This window comes from Pseudomonas sp. MDT1-16, from assembly GCF_054898115.1.
The window spans coordinates 5,150,834-5,175,178 of sequence record NZ_CM142717.1; the positions used below are offsets into that span (position 1 = coordinate 5,150,834).

22 protein-coding genes are annotated in these 24,345 nt (G+C 60.4%); 7 read left to right on the forward strand and 15 right to left on the reverse strand.

Translation table 11 applies throughout. The features are described 5' to 3' along the window. Window positions 1–4: 4 nt before the first annotated feature. A complete protein-coding gene (locus ACYZT3_RS23740) occupies window positions 5–793 on the forward strand; it encodes an OmpA family protein (RefSeq protein WP_462032417.1) in 789 nt (262 codons plus the stop codon). Between the two features lie 76 nt (window positions 794–869). On the opposite strand, the gene ACYZT3_RS23745 is transcribed toward ACYZT3_RS23740, so the two are convergent. The 15 genes from ACYZT3_RS23745 to ACYZT3_RS23815 all read right to left on the reverse strand — a co-directional run bounded on the left by ACYZT3_RS23745 (window position 870) and on the right by ACYZT3_RS23815 (window position 17,387). Further along, window positions 870–1,199, reverse strand: coding sequence for a hypothetical protein (locus tag ACYZT3_RS23745; protein ID WP_282377007.1), 330 nt, complete (start codon window positions 1,197–1,199; stop codon window positions 870–872). Continuing rightward, the gene (locus ACYZT3_RS23750; RefSeq protein WP_282377008.1) at window positions 1,196–2,110 is read right to left on the reverse strand and encodes an alpha/beta hydrolase; all 915 of its coding nucleotides are present in this window, start codon (window positions 2,108–2,110) and stop codon (window positions 1,196–1,198) included. The genes ACYZT3_RS23745 and ACYZT3_RS23750 overlap by 4 nt, the downstream gene beginning before the upstream one ends. A 133-nt stretch (window positions 2,111–2,243) precedes the next feature. Next, window positions 2,244–3,521 carry a flavohemoglobin expression-modulating QEGLA motif protein gene (locus tag ACYZT3_RS23755; protein ID WP_282377009.1) on the reverse strand — a complete coding sequence of 426 codons (1,278 nt, stop codon included), beginning with the start codon at window positions 3,519–3,521 and terminating at the stop codon, window positions 2,244–2,246. A gap of 36 nt (window positions 3,522–3,557) precedes the next feature. Next, on the reverse strand, window positions 3,558–4,124 hold the full coding sequence (locus ACYZT3_RS23760; RefSeq protein ID WP_462030881.1) for a hypothetical protein: 567 nt from the start codon (window positions 4,122–4,124) through the stop codon (window positions 3,558–3,560). A 48-nt stretch (window positions 4,125–4,172) separates the two neighbouring features. Further along, window positions 4,173–4,889 (reverse strand): TetR/AcrR family transcriptional regulator, encoded by a 717-nt coding sequence (locus ACYZT3_RS23765; RefSeq protein WP_282377011.1) that lies wholly within the window; start codon window positions 4,887–4,889, stop codon window positions 4,173–4,175. A 101-nt stretch (window positions 4,890–4,990) separates the two neighbouring features. Beyond that, window positions 4,991–6,493: a lysine--tRNA ligase gene (lysS, locus tag ACYZT3_RS23770; RefSeq protein ID WP_461973980.1), complete on the reverse strand. Its 1,503-nt coding sequence runs from the start codon at window positions 6,491–6,493 to the stop codon at window positions 4,991–4,993. Window positions 6,494–6,595: 102 nt separating this feature from the next. Beyond that, a protein-coding gene (prfB, locus tag ACYZT3_RS23775; protein WP_282377013.1) for a peptide chain release factor 2 occupies window positions 6,596–7,691 on the reverse strand; the annotation gives its coding sequence in 2 pieces (ribosomal slippage) (window positions 6,596–7,618 and window positions 7,620–7,691; 1,095 coding nt in all). Between the two features lie 288 nt (window positions 7,692–7,979). Continuing rightward, the gene (locus ACYZT3_RS23780; RefSeq protein ID WP_282377014.1) at window positions 7,980–8,981 is read right to left on the reverse strand and encodes a response regulator; all 1,002 of its coding nucleotides are present in this window, start codon (window positions 8,979–8,981) and stop codon (window positions 7,980–7,982) included. A 48-nt stretch (window positions 8,982–9,029) separates the two neighbouring features. Further along, window positions 9,030–10,040: a chemotaxis response regulator protein-glutamate methylesterase gene (cheB, locus tag ACYZT3_RS23785; RefSeq protein ID WP_282377015.1), complete on the reverse strand. Its 1,011-nt coding sequence runs from the start codon at window positions 10,038–10,040 to the stop codon at window positions 9,030–9,032. Then, window positions 10,037–12,325 (reverse strand): response regulator, encoded by a 2,289-nt coding sequence (locus tag ACYZT3_RS23790; RefSeq protein ID WP_462030882.1) that lies wholly within the window; start codon window positions 12,323–12,325, stop codon window positions 10,037–10,039. Before ACYZT3_RS23790 ends, cheB begins: the two co-directional genes overlap by 4 nt. Next, window positions 12,322–13,005, reverse strand: coding sequence for a chemotaxis protein CheW (locus ACYZT3_RS23795; RefSeq protein ID WP_282377017.1), 684 nt, complete (start codon window positions 13,003–13,005; stop codon window positions 12,322–12,324). The genes ACYZT3_RS23790 and ACYZT3_RS23795 overlap by 4 nt, the downstream gene beginning before the upstream one ends. Then, complete coding sequence (locus ACYZT3_RS23800; RefSeq protein ID WP_462030883.1) at window positions 13,002–14,273, reverse strand: CheR family methyltransferase; 1,272 nt, start codon at window positions 14,271–14,273, stop codon at window positions 13,002–13,004. Before ACYZT3_RS23800 ends, ACYZT3_RS23795 begins: the two co-directional genes overlap by 4 nt. Next, window positions 14,270–14,806, reverse strand: a complete 537-nt coding sequence (locus tag ACYZT3_RS23805; protein ID WP_462030884.1) for a chemotaxis protein CheW — start codon at window positions 14,804–14,806, stop codon at window positions 14,270–14,272. Before ACYZT3_RS23805 ends, ACYZT3_RS23800 begins: the two co-directional genes overlap by 4 nt. After that, window positions 14,806–16,428: a methyl-accepting chemotaxis protein gene (locus tag ACYZT3_RS23810; RefSeq protein WP_282377020.1), complete on the reverse strand. Its 1,623-nt coding sequence runs from the start codon at window positions 16,426–16,428 to the stop codon at window positions 14,806–14,808. Before ACYZT3_RS23810 ends, ACYZT3_RS23805 begins: the two co-directional genes overlap by 1 nt. A gap of 236 nt (window positions 16,429–16,664) precedes the next feature. Next, a complete protein-coding gene (locus ACYZT3_RS23815; protein ID WP_461974008.1) occupies window positions 16,665–17,387 on the reverse strand; it encodes a tellurite resistance TerB family protein in 723 nt (240 codons plus the stop codon). Between the two features lie 187 nt (window positions 17,388–17,574). Between ACYZT3_RS23815 and ACYZT3_RS23820 the strand changes: the two genes are divergently transcribed. From ACYZT3_RS23820 to ACYZT3_RS23845, 6 genes are all read left to right on the forward strand, one after another. Beyond that, a complete protein-coding gene (locus ACYZT3_RS23820; protein WP_462030885.1) occupies window positions 17,575–18,489 on the forward strand; it encodes a LysR family transcriptional regulator in 915 nt (304 codons plus the stop codon). A 130-nt stretch (window positions 18,490–18,619) separates the two neighbouring features. Then, on the forward strand, window positions 18,620–20,077 hold the full coding sequence (locus ACYZT3_RS23825) for a gamma-aminobutyraldehyde dehydrogenase (protein ID WP_462032418.1): 1,458 nt from the start codon (window positions 18,620–18,622) through the stop codon (window positions 20,075–20,077). Between the two features lie 82 nt (window positions 20,078–20,159). Next, window positions 20,160–21,311, forward strand: a complete 1,152-nt coding sequence (gene ydcS, locus ACYZT3_RS23830) for a putative ABC transporter substrate-binding protein YdcS (RefSeq protein WP_282377022.1) — start codon at window positions 20,160–20,162, stop codon at window positions 21,309–21,311. Between the two features lie 212 nt (window positions 21,312–21,523). After that, complete coding sequence (locus tag ACYZT3_RS23835) at window positions 21,524–22,561, forward strand: ABC transporter ATP-binding protein (protein ID WP_462030886.1); 1,038 nt, start codon at window positions 21,524–21,526, stop codon at window positions 22,559–22,561. Between the two features lies 1 nt (window position 22,562). After that, a complete protein-coding gene (locus tag ACYZT3_RS23840; protein ID WP_462030887.1) occupies window positions 22,563–23,510 on the forward strand; it encodes an ABC transporter permease in 948 nt (315 codons plus the stop codon). After that, window positions 23,500–24,324 carry an ABC transporter permease gene (locus ACYZT3_RS23845; RefSeq protein WP_282377025.1) on the forward strand — a complete coding sequence of 275 codons (825 nt, stop codon included), beginning with the start codon at window positions 23,500–23,502 and terminating at the stop codon, window positions 24,322–24,324. Before ACYZT3_RS23840 ends, ACYZT3_RS23845 begins: the two co-directional genes overlap by 11 nt. Window positions 24,325–24,345: the final 21 nt, after the last annotated feature.

Below are 24,345 nucleotides of genomic sequence, written 5' to 3' on the forward strand. Positions count from 1 at the left end.
CATGATGCGCAAACAATTGATGATCCCTGCCCTGCTGGCCGCAAGCGTTGCACTGGCCGCCTGCTCCACGCCGCCTAACGCGAACCTCGAACAGGCCCGTACCAACTACACCGGCCTGCAAACCAACCCGCAAGCCAGCAAAGTCGCGGCGCTGGAAACCAAAGAAGCCAGCGATTACCTGGACAAGGCCGACAAGGCTTACATGGACAAAGAGAACCAGGCCAAGGTCGATCAACTGGCTTACCTGACCAATCAACGTGTTGAAGTTGCCAAGCAGACCATCGCGCTGCGCACCGCAGAAGCCAATCTGAAAAATGCCTCTGCGCAACGTGCCCAGGCCCGTCTGGACGCACGCGACGCGCAGATCAAGCAGTTGCAGGACAGCCTGAACGCCAAGCAGACCGATCGCGGCACGCTGGTGACGTTCGGTGACGTGCTGTTCGCCACCAACAAGGCCGAGCTGAAGTCCAGCGGTCTGGTGAATATCAACAAACTGGCCCAGTTCCTTCAGGAAAACCCGGACCGTAAAGTGATTATCGAAGGCTACACCGACAGCACGGGTGCGCCGAACTACAACCAGTCGCTGTCCGAACGCCGTGCGACTTCCGTGCAAGTGGCCTTGATCAAGATGGGTGTAGATCCAGCGCGCATCGTGGCCCAGGGTTATGGCAAGGAATACCCGGTGGCCGAGAACACCAGCGTTTCGGGTCGTGCAATGAACCGTAGGGTGGAAGTGACCATTTCCAATGACAACCAGCCGGTGATCCCGCGTTCGGCAGTTAGCTCGAACTAAGCATCGTCTGCTGAAACACAAAAGCCCCGCCTGATCTGATCAGGCGGGGCTTTTGTTTTTAAGATCAAAAGGCGCGTTACGGTTGCAGCTTCTGCGGCGTTTCCTGACCTATGCAACGCACGGCTTTTTTCTTGTTGTTGACCAATACGCCACTCAGGCCTTTCTGTTCGGTGTCGAACATCACCAGCACGCCATCGATGCACTGGGCTACTTGCGGGGCCGGCTCCAGGGAGACTTTGTAGTCTTCGCCCGGCACAGTCTTGAGCAGGGTGAAGTCGCTGAGCAGCAGCGCATCTTCGGGTTTGGCGAAGTGCAGGTAGCCGTAGAACCACAGGGCCCCGACAGTGCCGAGGATGCTGCAGATACCGGTGATGATCAGCGGGATGGCGTTACGTTCTTCACTCATTGCGGACTCTCTGGTGGTTCATCTTCAGAATTTTTCGGCGCCGGGTAATTCGGGACTTCACCCAGTCGGCGCAAACCGTTGAAATGTTGCGGGTCTTCGAGATAACGCAGCATGACTTTGCGCCAGACCGGGTCGGCGAACGTCTGCACATGACCCCCACGGGTCAGTTGCAGCACTCGCGGCGGCGGCGCAGCTTGATACAGACGGATGCCGTTGGAAAGGGGCACGATCGGATCGTCGATGCTGTGGTAGATCAGTTTCGGTACGCCGCCCAGCTGCGCCATGGAATTGACCGCGCTGTCGCCGTCCGGTACCAGCCACGACAACGGCACCTGAAACATCCAGGTCAGCCAGGAATGGCTCAGGGCAAATTGACCGATACTGCGGTAACTGGCGGGCACGCCATCGAGGACGAAGGCCTTGAGTAGTTTTTGGCGCTCGGGGTGTTGAACCAGGTAATGCACGGCCATCGAACCGCCGAGGCTTTGCCCCAGGAGGATCAACGGCTTGCCCTTGACCTCGGGCGCCTGATCGAGCCATTTGAACGCGGCGTCGATGTCCTGATAGATCGCCGGCAGCGTCGGTTCACCCTCGGACAAACCGTAACCGCGATAGTCCACCAGCAGCACTTGATAGCCTTCTTTGGGCAACCACCAACTCCCACCCAGATGCATGGGCAGATTGCCGCCGTTGCCGTGCAGATGTAGCACGGTGCCTTTGACCTCGACACCTTTTTTCGCCGGCAACCACCAGCCGTGCAGCTTGAGGCCGTCGGCCGTGGTGAGGGTAACATCGCGGAATTCGAGTTTGGCTTTTTCCGGAGTGAACAACTGGCCGGGCTCGGGGTAGAACAACAAAGAGCTGCAACCGCCGAGGGTCAGAAGCAGGCAGAAAATGCCGAGGATTCTCATCCGTTGAAACCTCATATTTATTGATGATCGTTCCCACGCTCTGCGTGGGAATGCATTCCGTGACGCTCTGCGTCACAGTGGACGCGGAGCGTCCATGGCGGCATCCCCACGCGGAGCGCGGGAACGATCTATATCAAAGGATGTTTGAGTAATCCGCTTCGATCCGGTCCAGGCTCAGGTGATTGAGGAAGTTGGAGAAGCACATCCACGCCGACAGCGCGTTCAGGTCACGGAACTGATCCGGAAGATACTTCGGTGCCACCACCAGTCCTTCATCCACCAACTGGCGCAAGGTCCGCATGTCTTCCAGCGTGGTCTTGCCACAAAACAGCAGCGGGATCTGCTCGAGTTTGCCTTTACGCACGGCCAACTGAATGTAGTTGTAAACCATGATAAAGCCCTTGAGGTAGGACAAGTCTTTGGTAAATGGCAGCCCATTGGGCACCGAGCCGCGGAAAACCCGGCTGGCATTGCCGTAGCTTTCAGCCATTTCGAAACCCTGCTCGCGGAAGAACTCGAAGATCTGCATAAAGTCCGCGCCCTCTTCCACCATGTGGATGGCGCGGGTGCGGTTGGTCAGTTTACGCAGACGACTCGGGTAAGAGGCGAAGGTGATGATTTCCATCAGGATCGCCAGGCCTTCCTGAGTCACCGTCGACGACGGCGGACCTTTGGAGAGGAAGGTGCAGATCGGCTGGTTCAGACCATTGAGCGTGGTGCCCACATGCACCAGCCCTTCGTGGACTTCCAGAGCGCGCACGTCACGCTCGTTGAACATCGCGTCGGCGCGAATCTTGATGTAGTCGGCGCCGGCCGCCGCATCGGCGACGATCCCGTCGGACTCGAACACCCGAATGGTTTCTTCGGCCTCGCCAAACACCTTGTTCAATCGATGTTGCAGCTGGCTGACGGCTTCCTTGGCGGTGAGTGTTTTCGGTTCGTCCTTCAGATCGCCACGGCCGTCGATGTTGTTCAGGTAATCGGAGAGCATCAGCCCCAAGTCGGCCAGGGTCGGGTCGCCGGCGTGAAACGCGTCGGACGCGGCGCCGTACAACTCTTGGGAAATCAGCCCGAAATCCTCGGTGCCGCGCGCTTCGAGCATGCGCACCACCATCCGGTATTCCTTGCACATGCGGCGCATGATCTGGCCGACCGGGTTGAACTGACCCAACTGACGGGTGATGTCGCGCTCGATGTTCTGGAATTCCAGTTTCACTTTGCTGGAGTCAAAAGACAGCGGGCGACTGAGGTAATAGTCACGGTCCACTGCCGGCATTTCCTTGCCCTTGCCCTTGAGGAAACCCTTGCGGATGCTGTCGTCCCACTTGACCGCATCGAGGACGCGAATCGGCGTCTGCGCCAGCACAATGCGATCGGACAAAATGCGTATCGTCTGCTGGTAATCGTCCACCCGAAACTCCTGTAGAAAAACCGTTAGGTGCTGGCTTTATTTAACTTTAGCTTTGGCTTTGGCCAGACGCTGATAGCGCACCGCCTCAACGAAGACATCGGAATTGGCGGGGTCGTCGAGGTAGGCAAACACCTGGTCCAGGCTGTTGTTGATCAATACGCCGTCGCCCTCGTCGGTCTGAAAGCCTTTGCCACTCAGGACTTTCTGCCCCAGGGCCTGGTTGATCTGCTCGAGATCGAGGTTGTAGACCACCAGTTCGTGCTTATCGGTGAGTTCGAAACCAGCGATGGTGTAATGCCCACCGAACTGCGCTGGTACCTTCGCCGACAAGTACCAGCGACTGCCATGGCGGGTCACCGTGAAGGGATAGGCTTCGCGTTCCTTGGGTTTAGCCTTGAAGTAGCTGACCGCCTGATAGTGATTATCGCCCAGGCGCGTCAGCTCCAGGTTAAGCGGCTCACCCCAGGCATTGGTGCTGGTCCATTTGCCGAGCAACCCTTTGGGCGCGAGTTCACTCGAGGCCAGCGGCTCCTTGAAGGTCACCAGACAGCCACTGAGCAGCAGGAACGACAAGGCGATCACAACGACACGCCAGGCTTTCATTCAACACTCCCTATCGATACACCATGACTTTTGCGCGCTGATCGAGCGTCAGACCGACGCCAATACCAAATGCATGTAGCGGGTCAGGATGCCGAGCATTTCTGCTTCGGCCCCAGGCTCGGCTTCGTTGAGCAGGCCCTGATATTCCATCCGTCCGATAATCGCCGTCAACACTTTGGCATCCTGTTGGGGTTCAGGGGAACCCAATACCTCGAAAAGCTGGCAGGTGCCCTGGAGCAAAATCTGCTGATGTGAACGCACCAACAACGCCAGGCGCGGATTGAGCAACGCCTCCTGGCGGAAGGCTTGCTCGGCCATCAAGTGCTCGCGGCGATTGATCAATTGCCGATGAACATAGTCCGCCATCAGCCGCGCAATATCGTCCGCCAGCTGTGAACGGGACTCGGGAGTGCCATCGCCGCTGACAACCATCTCGCGCAACAGGCCTTCATTGCTGGCCCACAGCTTGCCCATGAACGCCGCGCTGCGTTCCACGTATTGGGCAAAGGTATCGGTGAGCAGGTCATCGATATCCTTGAAATAGTAAGTGGTGGCCGAGAGCGGCACACCGGCCTCGGCAGCCACCGCGCGATGACGCACGGCCCGCACGCCATCGCGCACGACAATGCGCATCGCCGCATCGAGAATGTCCTGCCGACGCTGCTCGCTGCCCTGTCGGCTGGCCTTGCGACCCTGGTACTGAACACTTTCAGCGACCGCAGTGGCGACGTCCGCTGCACCCTCTTGAGCAATTGCACGGTTCACGACAGGTATTCCTCTCTACTTCAAAAGTAACCAATTGATACGTTTGTACCAGACAGGCAATAAAAAGCCGCCTGTTTTAGGCGGCTTTTTAGTTGAAACACTTACGCTTGCGGCCGCATGTGCGGGAACAGGATCACGTCACGGATCGACGGGGAGTTGGTCAGCAGCATCACCAGACGGTCGATGCCGATACCTTCACCGGCCGTTGGCGGCATGCCGTACTCCAGCGCGCGAACGAAGTCGGCGTCGTAGTGCATGGCTTCGTCGTCGCCAGCATCCTTGTCGGCCACCTGAGCCATGAAGCGCTCGGCCTGGTCTTCCGCGTCGTTCAACTCGGAGTAGGCGTTGGCGATTTCGCGGCCACCGATGAACAGTTCGAAACGGTCGGTGACGTTCGGGTTCTCGTCGTTACGACGGGCCAGCGGCGACACTTCGAACGGGTACTGAGTGATGAAGTGCGGCTGCTCCAGCTTGTGCTCGACCAGCTCTTCGAAAATCATCACCTGCAGTTTGCCCAGACCTTCAAAGCCCAGCACCTTGGCGCCGGCCTTCTTGGCGATGGCGCGGGCCTTGTCGATGTCGGTCAGGTCGTCAGCGGTCAGCTCAGGGTTGTACTTGAGGATCGAGTCGAACACCGACAGACGCACGAACGGTTCGCCGAAGTGGAACACCTTGTCGCCGTAAGGCACGTCGGTAGTCCCGAGAACAAGCTGAGCCAGCTCGCGGAACAGTTCTTCGGTCAGGTCCATGTTGTCTTCATAGTCGGCGTAAGCCTGGTAGAACTCCAACATGGTGAATTCAGGGTTGTGACGCGTCGAAACGCCTTCGTTACGGAAGTTGCGGTTGATCTCGAACACTTTCTCGAAGCCGCCAACAACGAGGCGCTTGAGGTACAGCTCCGGCGCGATACGCAGGAACATTTCCATGTCCAGCGCATTGTGGTGAGTCTCGAACGGCTTGGCTGCAGCACCGCCGGGGATGGTTTGCAGCATCGGCGTTTCGACTTCAAGGAAGTCACGCTGCATCAGGAAGCTGCGGATGTGCGCAATCACTTGCGAACGAACGCGGAAGGTCTGGCGCACGTCTTCGTTGACGATCAGGTCAACGTAACGCTGGCGATAGCGCTGCTCGGTGTCGGACAGGCCGTGGTGCTTGTCCGGCAGTGGGCGCAGGGACTTGGTCAGCAGGCGCACGTGGGTCATTTCGACGTACAGGTCGCCCTTGCCGGAACGCGCCAGGGTACCTTCGGCGGCAATGATGTCGCCCAGGTCCCAGGTTTTCACCGCGGCCAGGGTTTCTTCGGACAGGGTTTTACGGTTGACGTAAACCTGAATGCGCCCGGACATGTCCTGGATCACCATGAACGAACCACGGTTGAGCATGAGACGACCGGCAACCTTGACCGGGATTGCAGCCTCTGCGAGCTCTTCCTTGGTCTTGTCCGCGTACTGTTTCTGCAAGTCTTCGCAGTAGTTGTCGCGGCGGAAGTCGTTCGGGAAGGCATTGCCCTTGGCGCGCTCGGCAGCCAGCTTTTCCTTGCGCAGGGCGATCAGGGAGTTTTCTTCCTGTTGCAGGGCTTGCGGGTCGAGTTCTAGGTCGCTCATGTCTTTAAAAATTCCATCACAGGTTCGTTGCCCCCGGCTGTCGCCGGGGTTCGCGGGCAAGCCTCGCTCCTACAGGGGCATGACACCCCTGTAGCGCGTGCCTTAAAGCCCTTGTTTCAGGCTGGCCACCAGGTATTCGTCGATGTCGCCGTCGAGCACCTTGTCGCAGTCACTGCGTTCGACGTTAGTACGCAAATCCTTGATTCGCGACTGGTCGAGCACGTAGGAGCGAATCTGGTGACCCCAGCCGATGTCCGACTTGGTGTCTTCCAGGGCCTGGGAGGCGGCGTTGCGTTTCTGCACTTCCTGCTCGTACAAGCGCGCCCGCAACATTTTCATCGCGGTGTCTTTGTTGGCGTGCTGGGAGCGTTCGTTCTGGCAGCAGACCACGGTGTTGGTCGGTACGTGCGTAATACGTACGGCCGAGTCGGTGGTGTTTACGTGCTGACCACCGGCACCGGAGGAACGGTAGGTGTCGATGCGCAGGTCCGACGGGTTGATGTCGATTTCGATGTTGTCATCGATTTCCGGCGACACGAACACGGCCGAGAACGAGGTGTGGCGACGGTTACCGGAGTCGTACGGGCTCTTGCGCACCAGACGGTGCACGCCGATTTCGGTACGCAACCAGCCAAAGGCGTATTCGCCCTTGATGTGGATCGTGGCGCCCTTGATCCCGGCGACTTCACCGGCCGACAGCTCCATGATGGTCGCGTCGAAACCGCGTTTGTCGGCCCAGCGCAGGTACATGCGCAGCAGGATGTTGGCCCAGTCCTGAGCCTCGGTACCGCCGGAGCCGGCCTGGATGTCGAGGTAGGCGTTGTTGGCGTCCATCTCACCGCTGAACATGCGACGGAATTCGAGTTTTTCCAGGGACTCACGCAGACGCTCGACTTCGGCAGCGACGTCATCGACGGCGGCCTGGTCTTCTTCTTCGGCGGACATCAGCAGCAGGTCTTTGGCGTCGGCCAGGCCTGTGTGCATTTCGTCGAGGGTTTCGACGATCTGAGCCAGCAGGGACCGCTCGCGGCCCAGCTCCTGAGCGTACGTCGGGTTGTTCCAGACATTCGGATCTTCAAGCTCGCGATTGACTTCAGTCAGACGCTCATGCTTTTGATCGTAGTCAAAGATACCCCCGAATAGTTTCGGAGCGCTCGGACAGGTCCTTGATACTGTTAAGGATCGGGTTGATTTCCATGGCGGGCAGCACTCGTTGGCGAACTTTTGAAAGCCGGCGAGTATAACGTAATCAGGCTGTCACGGCAGCCCGCCTGGCGGCTTTAGGGCGAATGGTTTTGGCTAAACGGCGAACACCTGTAGCCGCGGTCGAGCCCCGCGAGGCCGCGTTCGGCGGCGAAGCCGTCGTAAACTATACAACACGGCCTTTCAGACAAACCGCGCACACAGGATTGGCGAGGACTTCGTCCTCGGACGCGGCCTCGCGGGGCTAGACCGCTGCTACATGGGATCGTATTTCAATAGCGGATTACTCAATCCCAACCTGATTACGCCCGTTGTTCTTCGCCAGGTACAGCCCCTTGTCCGCCGCCGAAATCAATTGCCGGCAATCGCCACCCGGTTGCGGGGTCATGGTCGACAGGCCGATGCTGATGGTCAGGCTCGAACCTTCTGCCGGAAAAACGTGCGGAATCTTCAACGCCGCAACGGTCTGGCGGAGCTTTTCCGCGACCAGTCGCGCGCCGCCCGGCGAAGTATTGGGCAGCACCAGAACGAACTCTTCGCCGCCATAACGGGCCGGCAGGTCCGAAGGCCGCGAACTGGCATCACGAATCGCCGTGGCCACTTTGCGCAAGGCTTCATCGCCTTCAAGGTGGCCGAAGCTGTCGTTGAAGGACTTGAAGTAGTCGACATCGATCATCAGCAGCGACAGTTGGGTCTGGTCACGCAGCGAGCGGCGCCACTCCAGCGCCAGGTATTCGTCGAAATGCCGGCGGTTCGACAGCCCGGTCAGGCCGTCGGAGTTCATCAAGCGTTGCAGCACCAGATTGGTGTCTAGCAACTGCTGCTGGCTGACCCGCAACGCGCGGTAAGCCGCGTCACGCTGCAGCAAAGTCATGTAGGAGCGCGAGTGGTAGCGAATGCGCGCCACCAGTTCGATGTTGTCCGGCAACTTGACCAGGTAATCATTGGCCCCGGCCGCAAACGCCGCGCTCTTGATCAGCGGATCTTCCTTGGTCGACAGGACAATGATCGGGATGTCCCTGGTCGCCGGATGGTTGCGGTACTCGCGCACCAGGCTCAAGCCGTCAAGTCCAGGCATCACCAGATCCTGAAGGATCACCGTCGGCTTGATGCGGATCGCCTGGGCGATGGCCTGGTGCGGGTCGGCGCAGAAGTGGAAGTCGATATTTTGTTCGTTCGACAACCCGCGGCGCACCGCCTCGCCGATCATCGCCTGATCGTCCACCAACAACACCATGGCGGCGTTTTCATCGGTTTTGAAGTCGTCGAGCTGTAAATCATTCATGGGCAGTCACCTGAGTACTACTTGGGCCAGGACTGCTGTGAAAATTCTTCATTTGGGGAATATCTCCAGCAATCGTGGCGCTATCTTGTCCAGTGGGCGAATTTCCATCGCGGCATCGATGGCCGCTGCCGCCTTCGGCATTCCGTACACCGCACTGCTGTTTTGATCCTGAGCGATGGTCAGGTAGCCCTGTTGGCGCATGAGTTTAAGCCCCTGCGCGCCATCGCGTCCCATGCCGGTGAGCAAAACACCCACGGCATCGCCGTTCCAGTAATTGGCCACGCTCTCGAAAAACACATCGATCGAGGGCCGATAGATCTCGTTGACCGGTTCGGCCGTGTAGGCCAGCGAACCGTTTTTCAACAAGCGAATATGGTGGTTGGTACCCGCCAGCAGCACCGTGCCGCTTTGCGGCGGCTCGCCTTCCTGGGCCAGGCGCACGTTCAGGCCGCTGGCGCTGCCGAGCCATTCGGCCATGCCGGCGGCGAACACCTGGTCAACATGCTGCACCAGCACGATGGCCGTCGAAAAATCTCGCGGCAGCCCCTTGAGCAAGACTTCCAGCGCGGCCGGCCCACCTGCCGATGAGCCGATCGCTACCAGACGCTGGCGCGAGGCCGAACTGCGCAGCGGGCTCGGAGCCGATCGCTCCCGATTGCCCCGGTCACCGATCAGCCAACCGATGTTCATGATCTTGCGCAGTAACGGGGCCGCCGCCTCCTGGGCATTGCCGGCACCGAGCGCCGGCGTATCGACCACATCCAGCGCGCCGTGGCCCATGGCCTCGAACACCCGATGCACGTTTTGCTCGCGGTCGACTGTGACGATAACGATCGCGCACGGCGTATCGGCCATGATCCGCCGGGTCGCCTCCACGCCATCCATCACCGGCATGATCAGGTCCATCAGGATCAGATCCGGCGTATGTTCGGCACAACGTTGCACCGCCTCGGCCCCATTGCTGGCGACCCAAACCAGCTCGTGCGCCGGCTCGAATGCCAGGGCGCGGCGCAGAGCCTCCACTGCCATGGGCATGTCGTTGACGATTGCGATTTTCATGCCCGCGCTCCTCCAATGAGCTCAACCACCGCGTCAAGCAGGGCGTCGTCATGAAAACTGGCTTTGGCTAGGTAATAGTCGGCTCCAGCGTCCAGTCCACGACGACGGTCCTCTTCACGATCTTTGTAAGACACCACCATAACCGGAAGCGATTGCAGGCGATTGTCCCGGCGCAGTAAAGACACCAGTTCGATGCCATCCATACGCGGCATATCAATGTCGGTGATCAACAGATCGAAATCCTCCGAGCGCAAGGCGTTCCAGCCATCCATACCGTCCACCGCCACCGCCACGTCGTAGCCGCGATTGAGTAACAACTTGCGTTGCAGCTCGCGCACGGTCAGCGAATCGTCGACCACCAAAATCCGTTTTCGAGCGGCTTCAACCGCCTGGCTGCCCTGACGGGCAATGCGCTCAAGACGCCCGGTATTGAGCAGTTTGTCCACCGAACGCAGCATGTCTTCGACGTCGATGATCAGCACCACCGAACCGTCGTCGAGCAAAGCCCCGGCGGAGATGTCCTGCACCTTGCCCAGACGCTCGTCCAGCGGTAGTACGACCAAGGTCCGCTCGCCGATAAAACGCTCGACCGCCACGCCGTAAATCGCCTCGCGCTCGCGAATCACCACGACCTTGAGGGTTTGCTGACTGTTCTGGCTCGCCGGACGCTGCAACAGTTGACTGGCCGCGACCAACCCGACATGTCGGCCTTCGTGCCAGAAATGCTGACGGCCTTCGACCTGGACGATGTCCGCCGGCTGCAGATCGCACATCCGTTCGATGTGGGCCAGCGGGAAGGCATACGCCTCCTCACCGACGTCCACCACCAGACTGCGCACCACCGACAGGGTCAGCGGCACTTCGAGATGGAAGCGACTGCCCTCGCCCGCCGCCTGCTCCAGCACGACCGCGCCCCGCAACTGGCGAACCATGTGCTGAACCGCATCCAGACCGACACCGCGCCCGGAGACCTCGGTGACCGTGTCGCGCAGGCTGAAACCCGGTAGAAACAGAAAGGTCAGTAGCTCTTCTTCACTTAACTGCGCGGCGGTTTCGGCCGGGGACAATTGGCGTTCGATGATGCTGCGGCGGACCTTTTCCAGATCGACGCCATTACCGTCATCGCTCAGCTCCAGCACCAACAGACCGGCCTGATGGGAGGCGCGCAAACGAATCAGGCCTTCAGCGGGTTTGCCCGCCAAGAGCCGTAGCTCCGGGGATTCGATGCCGTGATCAACGGCATTGCGCAGCAGGTGGGTCAGCGGCGCTTCAAGCTTCTCCAGCACGTCACGGTCGACCTGGGTTTTCTCGCCCTCGATCTCCAATCGCACCTGTTTGCCAAGGCTGCGGCCGAGGTCGCGGACCATGCGCTCTTGCCCGGTCAACACATCGGCAAACGGCCGCATGCGGCAGGCCAGCGCGGTGTCGTACAACACTTGCGCCCGTTGACTGGCCTGCCAGGCGAACTCATCCAGCTCGGCGTTTTTCTCGATCAGCAATTGCTGGGATTCAGCCAGCAATCGGCGGGCATCGTCTAGAGCCTCCTGGGCCTCCAGGCTCAAGGCGTGGTCCTTGAGGTGGACGTTGAGGTTTTCCAGTGCCCGCAGGCCGTTGTTCTGCATGCGCTTGAGGCGTTGCATGGTGGCCAGGTGCGGTTTGAGCCGCAGGGTTTCCACCAGGGATTTGCTCGACAGATCGAGCAGACTGTTCAGGCGTTCGGCCGTGACGCGCAGCACCCGTTCGCCGTTTTCGGTGGTGCGCCTGGTCTTGCGCGGCGGCTCTGCGCAGTGCAGTTCGGCGACCGGGATTGGCGTCTCGACCTTGGGCGCCGGTGGTTGGAGCTGAAGCTGCGCCATCACTGGGACGACGGGTGCAGCGACCGGTGCGGGTGCCGCCATCGGATCAAGCAACCGCGCCATCAAGGCCACATAGGCCTCGATATTCGCACGTTCAGGATTGTTGTTCGGCGTCGCGATGCGCATCAGCAAATCGGTGCCTTGCAACAACGCATCGATGTGCTCGGGCCGCAGGTACAGGCGCCCTTCCTGGGCGCTGACCAGACAATCCTCCATCACATGCGCAACGCTGACCCCGGCATCGACGCCGACGATGCGCGCCGCGCCCTTGAGCGAGTGCGCCGCGCGCATGCACGATTCGAGGTGATCGGCTTGGGTCGGGTCGCGTTCCAGCGCCAAAAGACCTGCGTTTAGCACCAGGGTCTGGGCCTCGGCTTCCAGGCTGAACAGCTCCAGCAAAGAGGCGTCACGCATTTGCTCGGGGGTCATGTAAGGCTCCGGGTCACGGCGGACAGCAACTGTTCTTCATCCAGCCAACGCAGGCTGCGACCTTTGAATTGCAACACGCCACGGGTGTATTTGCCGCTGGCCTGAGTGCCGGAGCGGGACGCCGCCTCGAGGAGGTGTTCGTCGATGGCGTGAATCCCGTCCACTTCATCCACCGGCACCACCACCGGCCCGCCGTGGGCGGCGATGATCAGCATCCGCGGCATGACCCGCGCGCCGGACGCCACGCTGCTGGCGCCGTCGAGCCCCAGCAGCTCCACCAGCGACAGGCACGCCACCAGAGCGCCGCGCACATTCGCCACGCCGAGCAAGGCCCGGGAGCGCTGGTGCGGCAAGGAGTGAATCGCTTGCAACGGCGCCACTTCCACCAGGCTGCGGGTGGCCAGGCCCAGCCATTCTTCGCCGAGACGGAACATCAACAGCGAACGGGTTTTCACCTCGCTCTTGACCGCGCTGGAGACTTGCCCGCGGTCTTCCTGCTGCAACGCGTAGCGGTCGAGCAAGCGCGTCGCGGCGGCCGAATACACCGCGCAATTGCGACAGTGAATGTGATCGCTCAGCAGTGGGCAGGACTTGTCGCCATGGATACCGATGCGGTTCCAGCAGTCGTCGATGGCCTGGGCATCTTCATGGGTGAGGCTAAAGGTGTCGGCGGCGTTCATCGTTTACGCTCACTGTCAGCGGCGCGCTCACTGCGGGCGGCACGGTCCTGCAATCGCCTGGCACCCGCCGTGTCGCCCAAAGATTGCAGCAACGCCGCCAGGTGCATCAACGCGTCGGGATGTTGCGGTTCGAGGTACAACGCTTTGCGATAAAACCCCTGGGCCTCCAGGACTCTGCCGGCGACATCGCTGAGCAAGCCCAGCCAGTAAAAGACCTGGGCTACTGGCTCGTGACTGCGCAAATAGCTTTCGCACGCGGCACGGGCTTCGGCGCTTTTGCCTTCGTTGGCCAGCGCGGCAATGTTCGCCAGCAGCGCGACGGTGTCCGGGTTGGCGGTTGTCGTCACGACAGGTAGCGGCGCCACCGTTGCGAAGGGCCGGCTGCGAACGGGCGGCGATGTCACGCTGCTCGCCGGTTGGCGCACGGGCAGAGGCGTCGGAACGAAAGTCGGAAGGGGCGCAGGCTCAGGTGCGCTCTGACGATTGAACGCAAAGGACTGCGGGATGCCGATCGAACGCATGCCGAAACGGCCGAGCAAACTGCCCTCGGCCGGGCCGATAAACAGCACGCCGTCGACATGGGTCAGGCGCTTGAGCACTTCGAACACTTGCTCCTGGGTCGGTTGATCGAAATAGATCAGCAGGTTGCGGCAAAACACAAAGTCATAAGGCGGCTCGTTGGCCAGCAACATCGGATCCACCAGATTGCCGACCTGCAAACGCACTTGTTCAAGCACCCGCCCGCTGAGGCGATAGCCCTCGTCTTCGGCGGTGAAATGCCGATCGCGAAACGCGATGTCCTGACCACGAAACGAATTCTTGCCGTACAGCGCTCGCCGGGCTTTTTCCACCGACAACGGGCTGACGTCCATGCCTTCGACCTTGAACTGGTGCGGCTGGAACCCGGCATCAAGCAACGCCATGGCGATGGAATACGGTTCTTCACCGGTGGAACACGGCAGGCTGAGAATCCGCAGCGCGCGCATGTTGTTGATGTCGCTCAGACGTTTGGCAGCCAGTTTCGCCAGGGTGGCGAAGGATTCCGGGTAACGGAAAAACCAGGTCTCGGGGACGATCACCGCTTCGATCAGCGCGTGTTGCTCGTCCCGCGAACCCTGCAAAGCTTGCCAATACTCATCGGCCGTCAGCGCGTTGGACGCCGTGCTGCGCTGACGCACCGCACGCTCGATGATCGCCGGCCCCACCGAGGTCACGTCGAGACCGATGCGCTCTTTGAGGAAATCGAAAAACCGCTGATCGCTGCTCATGGCCGCTCCTCAAACAGCGCCAAGTCCAGTGGCGTCGACGGAAACAGCAGCGCGCGAACCTGCTCATCGAGCAAGTCGGCGACCCGCACCCATTGCAGCAAACCCTGAGCATCTTCGCGCACCGGCCCGAGGTACGGCGCCTGGCGATTGTCCAGGCCATAAGGCTGAAAATCCGCCGGGTTGCAACGCAAGGTATCGGTGGCCTGTTCCAGAATCAGCCCGAGCAATTGCGCCTCGCTGGTTTCATCCGGGCGGTAATTGACCAGCACCAAGCGCGTGCTGGTGCGGGCCTGGGCCGGTTGGCCGAAGGTCAGCGCACTGAGGTCGATCACCGGCACCACCGCGCCGCGATAGGCGAACACCCCCACGACCCAGTCCGGCGCGCGGGGAATCGGCTTCAACGGCAGGCGCGGCAGCACTTCCGCCACCTCGATGGCCTGCAAGGCATAGCGCTCGTTGCCGATGCGGAACACCAGAAACAATGATTGCAGCACCGGCTTCACGGCGATGCGTTTGGCCGTGAGTTCGCTCATCAGACTTTGAATCGCGAAACGCCGCTGCGCAGCCCTACGGCCACCTGGCTCAGTTCATCGATGGCGAAACTGGCCTGGCGCAGGGACTCGACGGTCTGGCTGCTGGCATCGCCCAATTGCACCAGCGCGTGGTTGATCTGTTCGGCGCCCGTGGCCTGGGCCTGCATGCCTTCGTTGACCATCAACACTCGCGGCGCCAGCGCCTGAACCTGATGAATGATCTGTGACAGTTGCTCGCCGACCTGCTGCACCTCGGACATGCCGCGGCGCACTGCTTCGGAGAACTTGTCCATGCCCATGACCCCGGCCGACACCGCCGACTGGATCTCGCGCACCATCTGCTCGATGTCGTACGTGGCGACGGCGGTCTGGTCCGCCAGACGCCGCACTTCGGTGGCGACCACGGCAAACCCGCGGCCGTATTCACCGGCCTTTTCGGCCTCGATGGCAGCGTTGAGGGACAGGAGATTGGTCTGGTCGGCGACCTTGACGATGGTCACCACCACCTGGTTGATGTTGCCGGCCTTCTCATTGAGGATTGCCAGTTTGGCGTTGACCAGATCGGCCGCGCCCATCACCGAATGCATGGTCTCTTCCATACGCGCCAAGCCTTGCTGCCCGGAGCCGGCGAGCACCGAGGCCTGATCGGCAGCGGTGGACACTTCAGTCATCGTGCGCACGAGGTCTCGCGAAGTGGCGGCGATTTCACGGGACGTCGCGCCGATTTCGGTGGTGGTGGCAGCAGTTTCGGTGGCCGTAGCCTGCTGTTGCTTGGAGGTAGCGGCGATCTCAGTGACCGAGGTGGTGACCTGCACTGAGGAGCGCTGAGCCTGAGACACCAAGGACGTCAGCTCGGCCATCATGTCGTTGAAGCCGGTTTCCACGGCGCCGAATTCGTCCTTGCGCGCAAGGTTCAAGCGGCCGCTCAAATCACCCGTGCGCATGATTTCGAGGATCTGCACGATACGGTTCATGGGCGCCATGATCGCGCGCATCAGCAACAGGCCGCAGAGACCAGCGGCCAAAACCGCCACCAGCAGGGAAATGCCCATGATGACTTGAGCGGTGAGCACGGCGTCATGGATGTCCGCCATGGCCTGATCTGCCCTGGCTTTGTTGTACACAAGAATGTCATTTAGTTTCAGACGCCCCGCGGTCCATGTCGGGGTCAGCTGTTCGTTGAACAACTTGATGGCGTCGGCTCGCTGGTTGCGCTGATGCAAGTCGAACACCGCGGCCAGCATCTTGCCGTAATCTTGATGGATTTTTTGGAAAACCGCGAACTCGGCTTTGTCTTCTTCGGTAGTCACAGTGCCGCGATAGTTGTTGATCGCTTCCTGCACTTGCGCTTCATAGCGCTTGAGGTCGGCGACATCTTTGGTACTGATACCCTGCCCTTCCTTCAGACCCAGCATCTCCTCGATGTGGAGGAAGCTGTCGACCCAAGCGCCACGAATCATCGAACTGTAATAGACCCCGGGAAGCGCGTCGTCACGTACGCTGTCTTCGCTGACCTCGATCTTCAACAACCGCGAATACGAGACGACGACCATCAGCAACATGATGGCGATAATCACCGCAAAGCTCGCCAAAATGCGTTGGCGCAACGTCCAGTTCTTCACAGTCAGTCCTCGGGGTGCAGTTCAAATGTTGCGGAGTATAGCTGAGGGCGGTGTTTCATTTGTAAGACGGGTGCGCACCACGTCTCATCCCTGTGCAAATCGCTGAAATACCTGTGCGGCGAGGGGCTTGTGTCGTTTCGGAGCGCGCTTTTGTGATGCAAAAAAAATCGCAGGCTCCGCCAGTGCCTACGGTCGATGTAGGCATTGGCGAAACCTGCGATTTTTTAAGACAACGCTTAAATAGAAGCCTGACGCACCTGCTTCTCCAACTCAGCCTTCAACCCCGGCTCAAGCTTCAGTTGCCGCGCCAGTTCATCGAGGTAGGACTTCTCCATGAAGCTCTCCTCGTCCACCAGCATCACACTGGCGATGTACATCTCAGCGGCCATTTCCGGCGTACTGGCAGCGCGGGCAACGTCGGCCGGGTCCAGCGGTTTGTTGAGTTCGGCGTGCAGCCAGTGCTGCAACTCCTGATCGTTATCGAGCTTGGTGAATTCACCTTCAATCAGCGCACGCTCGCGATCGTCGACATGACCATCAGCTTTAGCCGCAGCCACTAACGCTTGGAGAATCGCCTGGCTGTGCTGTTCAACTTGCGCCGCCGGTAAGCGGTCGATGGTTTGCGGTTCAGTCTTCGGCGCAGTGCCCTGCTGGGCCTGCCAGTTGCCATACGCCTTGTAGGCAATCACGCCCAATGCGGCGAGGCCACCATAAGTCAGGACCTTACCGCCGACATTGCGCCCTTTCTTGCTGCCCAGCAGCAAACCCATGGCACCCGCCGCCAACGCTCCGCCGCCCGCGCCAGAGAGCAGGCTGCCAAGGCCGCCCGAACCACCGCTGCCGCCGAGCAATCCGCCCAAGCCACCCCCAGCGGTCTTGTTTTGTGAGCCGCCGGCCTTGTTCTGCAACATGTCCTGACCGGACTTGAGTAGCTGATCGAGCAATCCACGGGTGTTCATTTGCTGCCTCCACGCATTCGGGTTAACTAGATCTTTAAGGCCACCAGCCTAGATCGAAAGTGCCCGGTGTCCGGGAGCGAGAGTGCTTCGAGATGTTGCGCAGCGCTCTTTAGCTCACCGCAGCCCTTCAGAAAAAAAGATATACACTCAGAAAAATCGATAAAAACCGTCCACCGGGTACTTCCCCATGATGACCCTGCGTCAGATCCGCCATTTCATCGCCGTGGCTGAGACCGGTTCAATCTCCGCCGCCGCGCAAACCGCATTCATTTCCCAGTCCACCCTGACCCTGGCGATCCAGCAACTGGAGCAGGAAATCGGCGTTGGCCTGTTCAATCGTCACGCCAAGGGCATGACGCTGACCCACCAAGGCCACCAATTCCTACGCCAAGCGCACCTGATTCTGGCGACGGTGGACGACGCCAAACGCAGCCTGCAACAGAGCACCGACCAGGTCGCCGGGCAGTTGATCATTGGCGTAACCAGCCTGGTGGCCGGTTACTACCTCGCGGACTTGCTCACCCGTTTCCAGCGCGCCTACCCCAACGTCGAGATCCGCGTGATGGAGGACGAGCGCCCTTACATCGAGCATTTGCTGGTCAGCGGTGAAATCGATGTCGGCGTGCTGATTCTCTCCAACCTCGAAGACCGCCATGCCTTGCAGACCGAAGTGTTGACCCACTCGCCGCACCGGCTATGGCTGCCGGCCCAGCATCCGCTGCTGGAACACGACAGCATCAACCTCGCCGATGTGGCCCGCGAACCGTTGATTCAGCTGAACGTCGATGAAATGGATCGCAATGCGCAACGCATGTGGTCGGCGGCCTCCCTGCAACCGCGCATCACATTAAGAACCGCCTCAACGGAAGCCGTGCGAAGCCTGGTCGCCGCAGGATTAGGCGTTTCGATCCAGCCCGACATGACTTACCGCCCGTGGTCATTGGAAGGCGACATCATCGAAGCCCGCACAATCGCGGACCTGAGCCAGACCCTCGACGTCGGCCTGGCCTGGCGTCGCGGCACCGCGCGCCCAGCGTTGGTGGACCCGTTCCTGACCGTTGCCCGTGAGCAACCCCACGGCGGGCGCAAGCCATCTATTTAATCGAATGCCACCTTCAGTATTTAGAATTTGTCGACCTCGGGCCTGAGCACTAGTCTTGCTGCATCTATAAGACGGCCGGGCCCCAGTCACAGGGAGCACCATGGCCACACAAGAAAAGAGAACTCGAAAAATGGCTGGCGCGCAGACCCCGTTGTTCACCGCGTTGTTGATCGATGGCGAATTGGTCGCGGGCCAGGGGGTTGTCGAACCGATTCTCAACCCGGCCACCGGTGAAGTGCTGACGCACATTGCCGAAGCGAGCACCGAGCAGGTCGAAGCCGCGATCCTCGCCGCCCACCGCGCCTTTGCCGGTTGGGCGCGGACCACGCCGCAACAGCGCTCAAATTTACTGTTAGACATTGCCAACGCCATCGAAAAACAAGCTGACCTCCTCGCCCGCCTCGAATCGCTGAACTGTGGTAAGCCATTGCACCTGGCCCGTCAGGACGACTTGAGCGCCACAGTCGATGTGTTCCGCTTCTTCGCCGGCGCCGTGCGCTGCCAGACCGGTCAGCTCAGCGGCGAATACCTGCCGGGCTACACCAGCATGGTTCGTCGCGATCCGATTGGCGTGGTCGCGTCGATTGCGCCGTGGAACTACCCGATCATGATGGCCGCGTGGAAAATCGCTCCGGCCCTGGCCGCTGGCAACACGCTGGTGTTCAAGCCGTCGGAACACACGCCGCTGTCGATTCTGGCACTGGCGCCGGCGCTGGCCGAGATCCTGCCGCGCGGCGTGATCAACATCGTTTGCGGCGGTGGTGAAGGCGTTGGCAGCCATTTGGTCAGCCATCCTAAAGTGCGCATGGTGTCGCTGACCGGCGATATCGTCACCGGGCAAAAAATCCTCCAGGCCGCCGCGAAAACCCTGAAGCGCACCCACCTTGAGCTCGGCGGCAAAGCGCCGGTGATCGTTTGTAACGATGCGGACATTCAAGCCGTGGTCGAAGGCGTGCGCACTTACGGCTATTACAACGCCGGTCAGGATTGCACCGCAGCGTGTCGCATTTATGCACAGGCCGGGATTCATGATCGCTTGGTGGCCGAACTCGGCGCGGCAGTCAGCAGCCTGCGCTTCGCCGGTAAACGCGACGCCGACAACGAGATCGGCCCGCTGATCAGCACTCGCCAACGCGACCGCGTGGCCAGCTTCGTCGAGCGTGCCCTCGGTCAGCCGCACATCGAGCGGGTAACCGGCGCGGCGGTGCATTCCGGCGCCGGATTCTATTACCAGCCGACCTTGCTGGCCGGTTGCAAGCAGAGCGATGAAATCGTCCAGCGCGAAGTCTTCGGGCCAGTGGTTACCGTGACCCGTTTCGATCAGCTCGAACAAGCCGTGGACTGGGCCAACGACTCGGAATATGGCCTCGCCTCCTCGGTCTGGACCCAGAACCTGGACAAAGCCATGCAGGTTGCGGCGCGGTTGCAGTACGGCTGCACCTGGATCAACAGCCATTTCATGCTGGTCAGCGAAATGCCCCACGGCGGCCTGAAGCGTTCGGGCTACGGCAAAGACTTATCCAGCGATTCGCTCCAGGACTACAGCGTGGTGCGGCACATCATGGCGCGCCACGGACAGCATCTCTGACTACGCTAATAACAAGCCACTAACGGCATGCTTCACCACGTTCACAACTGCCCCGACCATAATTAAATAAGAGGGAATTCCCATGTTCGTGCACAAGACCGCATTGCTCAGTGCCATCACAACAGCGCTGTTGTCCAGCGCCAGTATCCAGGCCGCCGAACCGCTGAAAGCCGTCGGTGCCGGCGAAGGTCAGCTGGATATTGTGGCCTGGCCCGGCTACATCGAACGTGGCGAAAGCGACAAGACCTACGACTGGGTGACCGGTTTCGAGAAGGAAACCGGCTGCAAGATCAATGTGAAAACCGCCGCCACTTCCGATGAAATGGTCAGCCTGATGGCCAAGGGTGGTTACGACCTGGTGACCGCGTCTGGCGATGCGTCCCTGCGACTGATCGCCGGCCAGCGTGTGCAGCCGATCAACACGGCGTTGATCCCGAACTGGAAGAACATTGACCCTCGTCTCAAGGACGGGCCTTGGTACGTCGTCAATCAGCAAACCTACGGCACCCCGTACCAATGGGGCCCGAACGTGTTGATGTACAACACCAATATCTTCAAAACAGCGCCGGACAGCTGGAGCGTGGTGTTCGAAGAACAGACCCTGCCGGACGGCAAGTCCAACAAGGGCCGAGTTCAAGCCTACGACGGCCCGATCTATATCGCCGATGCGGCGCTGTATCTCAAATCGAAACAGCCGGAACTGGGCATCAAGGACCCGTACCAACTCAACGAAGCGCAATACAAAGCGGCGCTGGACCTGCTTCGCAAGCAACAGCCCTTGATCCACCGCTACTGGCACGACGCAACGGTTCAGATGAGTGACGTCAAAAACGAAGGCGTGGCGGCGTCCAGCACCTGGGGCTACATGGTCAATGGCCTGGTGGCGGACAAGCAGCCGGTTGCCTCGGTCATTCCAAAAGAAGGTGCAACGGGTTGGGCCGACACCACCATGCTCCACGCCGAAGCCAAGCACCCCAACTGTGCCTACAAGTGGATGGACTGGTCGCTGCAACCGAAAGTCCAGGGTGACCTGGCGGCATGGTTCGGTTCGCTGCCGGCGGTTCCGGCGGGGTGCAAGGAGAGCGAATTGCTCGGCGCCGAGGGCTGCAAAACCAACGGCTTCGACCAGTTCGAGAAAATCGCCTTCTGGAAAACCCCGCAGGCTGAAGGCGGCAAGTTCGTGCCGTACAGCCGCTGGACACAAGACTACATCGCGATCATGGGCGGCCGCTAACACCCCTGTAGCAGCTGCCGAGGAACGAGGCTGCGTTGCGTGTCCGCAGGACCGCCCTTCGGGGGCCGCTGCGCAGCCCAACGCAGCCTCGTTCCTCGGCAACTGCTACAGATCGCTCCCACAAGAGCACCGCAAAACCTGTGGGAGCGAGCCGGCTCCGGGCGACGATGCGACGATGCTTTTAAAGATTCAGATTTTTGGAGTTGCGCACCATGACGCTTGCAGTCCAGTTCACCAACGTTTCCCGTCAGTTCGGCGAAGTGAAGGCCGTTGACCGGGTTTCCATAGACATCCAGGACGGCGAGTTCTTTTCCATGCTGGGCCCTTCCGGTTCGGGCAAAACCACCTGTCTGCGCCTGATCGCCGGTTTCGAACAACCGAGTGCAGGCTCTATCCGTATTCATGGCGAGGAAGCCGCCGGGCTACCGCCGTATCAGCGTGACGTGAACACCGTGTTCCAGGATTACGCACTGTTCCCGCACATGAACGTACTCGACAACGTCGCCTACGGTTTGAAGGTCAAAGGCGTCGGCAAATCCGAACGCCAGAAACGCGCCGAAGAAGCCCTCGACATGGTCGCCCTAGGCGGTTACGGCGAGCGCAAACCGGTGCAACTGTCCGGTGGTCAGCGCCAGCGTGTGGCGCTGGCCCGCGCCTTGGTCAATCGTCCGCGAGTGCTGCTGCTCGATGAGCCGTTGGGCGCTCTCGATTTGAAGCTGCGCGAGCAAATGCAGGGTGAACTGAAGAAGCTGCAACGCCAGCTCGGCATCACCTTCATTTTCGTCACCCACGACCAGACCGAAGCGCTGTCGATGTCGGATCGCGTGGCGGTGTTCAACAAGGGGCGCATCGAGCAGGTCGACACACCGCGCAACCTGTACATGAAGCCGGCGACAACCTTCGTCGCCGAATTTGTCGGCACCTCCAACGTGATTCGCGGCGATCTGGCGAAGCAATTGAGCGGCAATCCACAACCGTTTTCGATTCGCCCGGAACACGTGCGTTTCGCCGAAGGGCCGCTGGCCAGCCATGAAATTGAAGTCAGCGGCTTGCTCCATGACATTCAGTACCAAGGCAGCGCCACCCGCTATGAAGTAAAACTGGAGAACGGCCAGACCTTGAACATTAGCCAGGCCAACGTCCAGTGGCTGGACGTTAGCGCCCAGCACCAGACCGGGCAACGCATCAGCGCGCGCTGGGCACGGGAAGCAATGATCCCGCTGTACGACATCGTTGTCGGCGGGGTGTGAGATGAACAGCGTGGCGATGACTCAAACCCCAGCCGGCGGCTCGCCGTTGCGCAGGTTTTCCAACCTGCTGTATCGCCGGCCGAACCTGTACCTGTCGATGCTGCTGGTACCGCCGCTGCTCTGGTTCGGCGCGATTTACCTCGGCTCACTGCTGGTTCTGCTGTGGCAAGGTTTCTACACCTTCGATGACTTCACCATGGCGGTCACGCCCGACCTGACCCTGGCGAACTTCGCCGCGCTGTTCCAGCCCTCGAACTTCGACATCATCCTGCGCACCTTGAGCATGGCCGTCGTCGTGTCGATCGCCAGTGCCGTGGTCGCGTTCCCGATTGCCTACTACATGGCGCGCTACACCACCGGCAAGACCAAGGCGTTTTTCTACATCGCGGTGATGATGCCGATGTGGGCCAGTTACATCGTCAAGGCGTATGCCTGGACCTTGCTGCTGGCCAAAGGCGGGGTTGCGCAATGGTTCGTTCAACACCTGGGGCTGGAGCCCGTGTTGCAGTTCGTGCTGGGCATTCCGGGGGTGGGCGGCAGCACGTTGTCGACCTCTCACCTGGGCCGTTTCATGGTGTTCGTCTACATCTGGCTGCCGTTCATGATCCTGCCGATCCAGGCCTCGCTGGAACGTCTGCCGCCGTCCTTGCTGCAAGCGTCTGCCGACCTTGGCGCCAAGCCGCGTCAGACCTTCATGCAAGTGATTCTGCCGCTGTCGACTCCAGGCATCGCGGCCGGTTCGATCTTCACCTTTTCGCTGACTCTGGGCGACTTCATCGTGCCGCAACTGGTGGGGCCTCCGGGCTACTTCGTCGGCAGCATGGTGTACGCCCAGCAAGGCGCGATCGGCAACATGCCGATGGCCGCGGCTTTCACGCTGGTGCCGATCGTGCTGATCGCCATCTACCTGTCCATCGTCAAACGACTGGGGGCCTTCGATGCGCTCTGACGCTTCGTCTCAAGATCAGGCTTCTCTGGGCCTGCGCATCGCAGCCTGGGGCGGGTTGGTGTTTCTGCACTTCCCGATCCTGATCATCTTCATGTACGCCTTCAACACTGAAGACGCAGCGTTCAGCTTCCCGCCCAGGGGCTTCACCCTGAAGTGGATCGGCGTGGCGTTCTCGCGTCCTGACGTACTGGAAGCGATCAAGCTGTCGCTGCAGATTGCGTCCGTCGCAACGTTGATTGCATTAGTCCTCGGCACCCTCGCGTCGGCGGCGTTGTACCGCCGGGATTTCTTCGGCAAGCAAGGCATCTCGCTGATGCTGATCCTGCCGATTGCCTTGCCCGGGATCATCACCGGTATCGCCTTGCTGGCGACCTTCAAGACGCTGGGGATCGAGCCTGGGATGTTCACCATCATCGTCGGTCACGCGACCTTCTGTGTGGTGATCGTCTACAACAACGTCATCGCCCGGTTGCGTCGCACCTCTCACAGTTTGATCGAGGCTTCGATGGACCTTGGCGCCGATGGCTGGCAGACCTTCCGCTACATCGTCCTGCCCAACCTCGGCTCGGCATTGTTGGCCGGCGGCATGTTGGCGTTTGCGCTGTCGTTCGACGAAATCATCGTCACCACCTTCACCGCCGGCCATGAACGCACCCTGCCGCTGTGGCTGCTCAACCAGCTCAGCCGCCCACGGGACGTGCCGGTGACCAACGTCGTCGCGATGCTCGTGATGATGGTGACCATGCTGCCGATTCTCGGCGCCTATTACCTGACCCGGGGCGGCGAAAGCGTTGCGGGCAGTGGCGGGAAATAACGAACAACTCATTTTCCAATG

What these genes read in the sequence shown, in the direction of transcription:
- ACYZT3_RS23740 (WP_462032417.1), top strand. Translation starts at nt 5, where the DNA reads ATGCGCAAACAATTGATGATCCCTGCCCTGCTGGCCGCAAGCGTTGCA.
- ACYZT3_RS23745 (WP_282377007.1), bottom strand. Translation starts at nt 1,199, where the DNA reads ATGAGTGAAGAACGTAACGCCATCCCGCTGATCATCACCGGTATCTGC.
- ACYZT3_RS23815 (WP_461974008.1), bottom strand. Translation starts at nt 17,387, where the DNA reads ATGAACACCCGTGGATTGCTCGATCAGCTACTCAAGTCCGGTCAGGAC.
- cheB (WP_282377015.1), bottom strand. Translation starts at nt 10,040, where the DNA reads ATGAAAATCGCAATCGTCAACGACATGCCCATGGCAGTGGAGGCTCTG.
- ACYZT3_RS23780 (WP_282377014.1), bottom strand. Translation starts at nt 8,981, where the DNA reads ATGAATGATTTACAGCTCGACGACTTCAAAACCGATGAAAACGCCGCC.
- ACYZT3_RS23840 (WP_462030887.1), top strand. Translation starts at nt 22,563, where the DNA reads ATGAACAGCGTGGCGATGACTCAAACCCCAGCCGGCGGCTCGCCGTTG.
- ACYZT3_RS23750 (WP_282377008.1), bottom strand. Translation starts at nt 2,110, where the DNA reads ATGAGAATCCTCGGCATTTTCTGCCTGCTTCTGACCCTCGGCGGTTGC.
- ACYZT3_RS23760 (WP_462030881.1), bottom strand. Translation starts at nt 4,124, where the DNA reads ATGAAAGCCTGGCGTGTCGTTGTGATCGCCTTGTCGTTCCTGCTGCTC.
- ACYZT3_RS23825 (WP_462032418.1), top strand. Translation starts at nt 18,620, where the DNA reads ATGGCTGGCGCGCAGACCCCGTTGTTCACCGCGTTGTTGATCGATGGC.
- ACYZT3_RS23805 (WP_462030884.1), bottom strand. Translation starts at nt 14,806, where the DNA reads ATGAGCGAACTCACGGCCAAACGCATCGCCGTGAAGCCGGTGCTGCAA.
- ACYZT3_RS23820 (WP_462030885.1), top strand. Translation starts at nt 17,575, where the DNA reads ATGATGACCCTGCGTCAGATCCGCCATTTCATCGCCGTGGCTGAGACC.
- ACYZT3_RS23800 (WP_462030883.1), bottom strand. Translation starts at nt 14,273, where the DNA reads ATGAGCAGCGATCAGCGGTTTTTCGATTTCCTCAAAGAGCGCATCGGT.
- ACYZT3_RS23835 (WP_462030886.1), top strand. Translation starts at nt 21,524, where the DNA reads ATGACGCTTGCAGTCCAGTTCACCAACGTTTCCCGTCAGTTCGGCGAA.
- ACYZT3_RS23790 (WP_462030882.1), bottom strand. Translation starts at nt 12,325, where the DNA reads ATGACCCCCGAGCAAATGCGTGACGCCTCTTTGCTGGAGCTGTTCAGC.
- ACYZT3_RS23795 (WP_282377017.1), bottom strand. Translation starts at nt 13,005, where the DNA reads ATGAACGCCGCCGACACCTTTAGCCTCACCCATGAAGATGCCCAGGCC.
- ydcS (WP_282377022.1), top strand. Translation starts at nt 20,160, where the DNA reads ATGTTCGTGCACAAGACCGCATTGCTCAGTGCCATCACAACAGCGCTG.
- lysS (WP_461973980.1), bottom strand. Translation starts at nt 6,493, where the DNA reads ATGAGCGACCTAGAACTCGACCCGCAAGCCCTGCAACAGGAAGAAAAC.
- ACYZT3_RS23845 (WP_282377025.1), top strand. Translation starts at nt 23,500, where the DNA reads ATGCGCTCTGACGCTTCGTCTCAAGATCAGGCTTCTCTGGGCCTGCGC.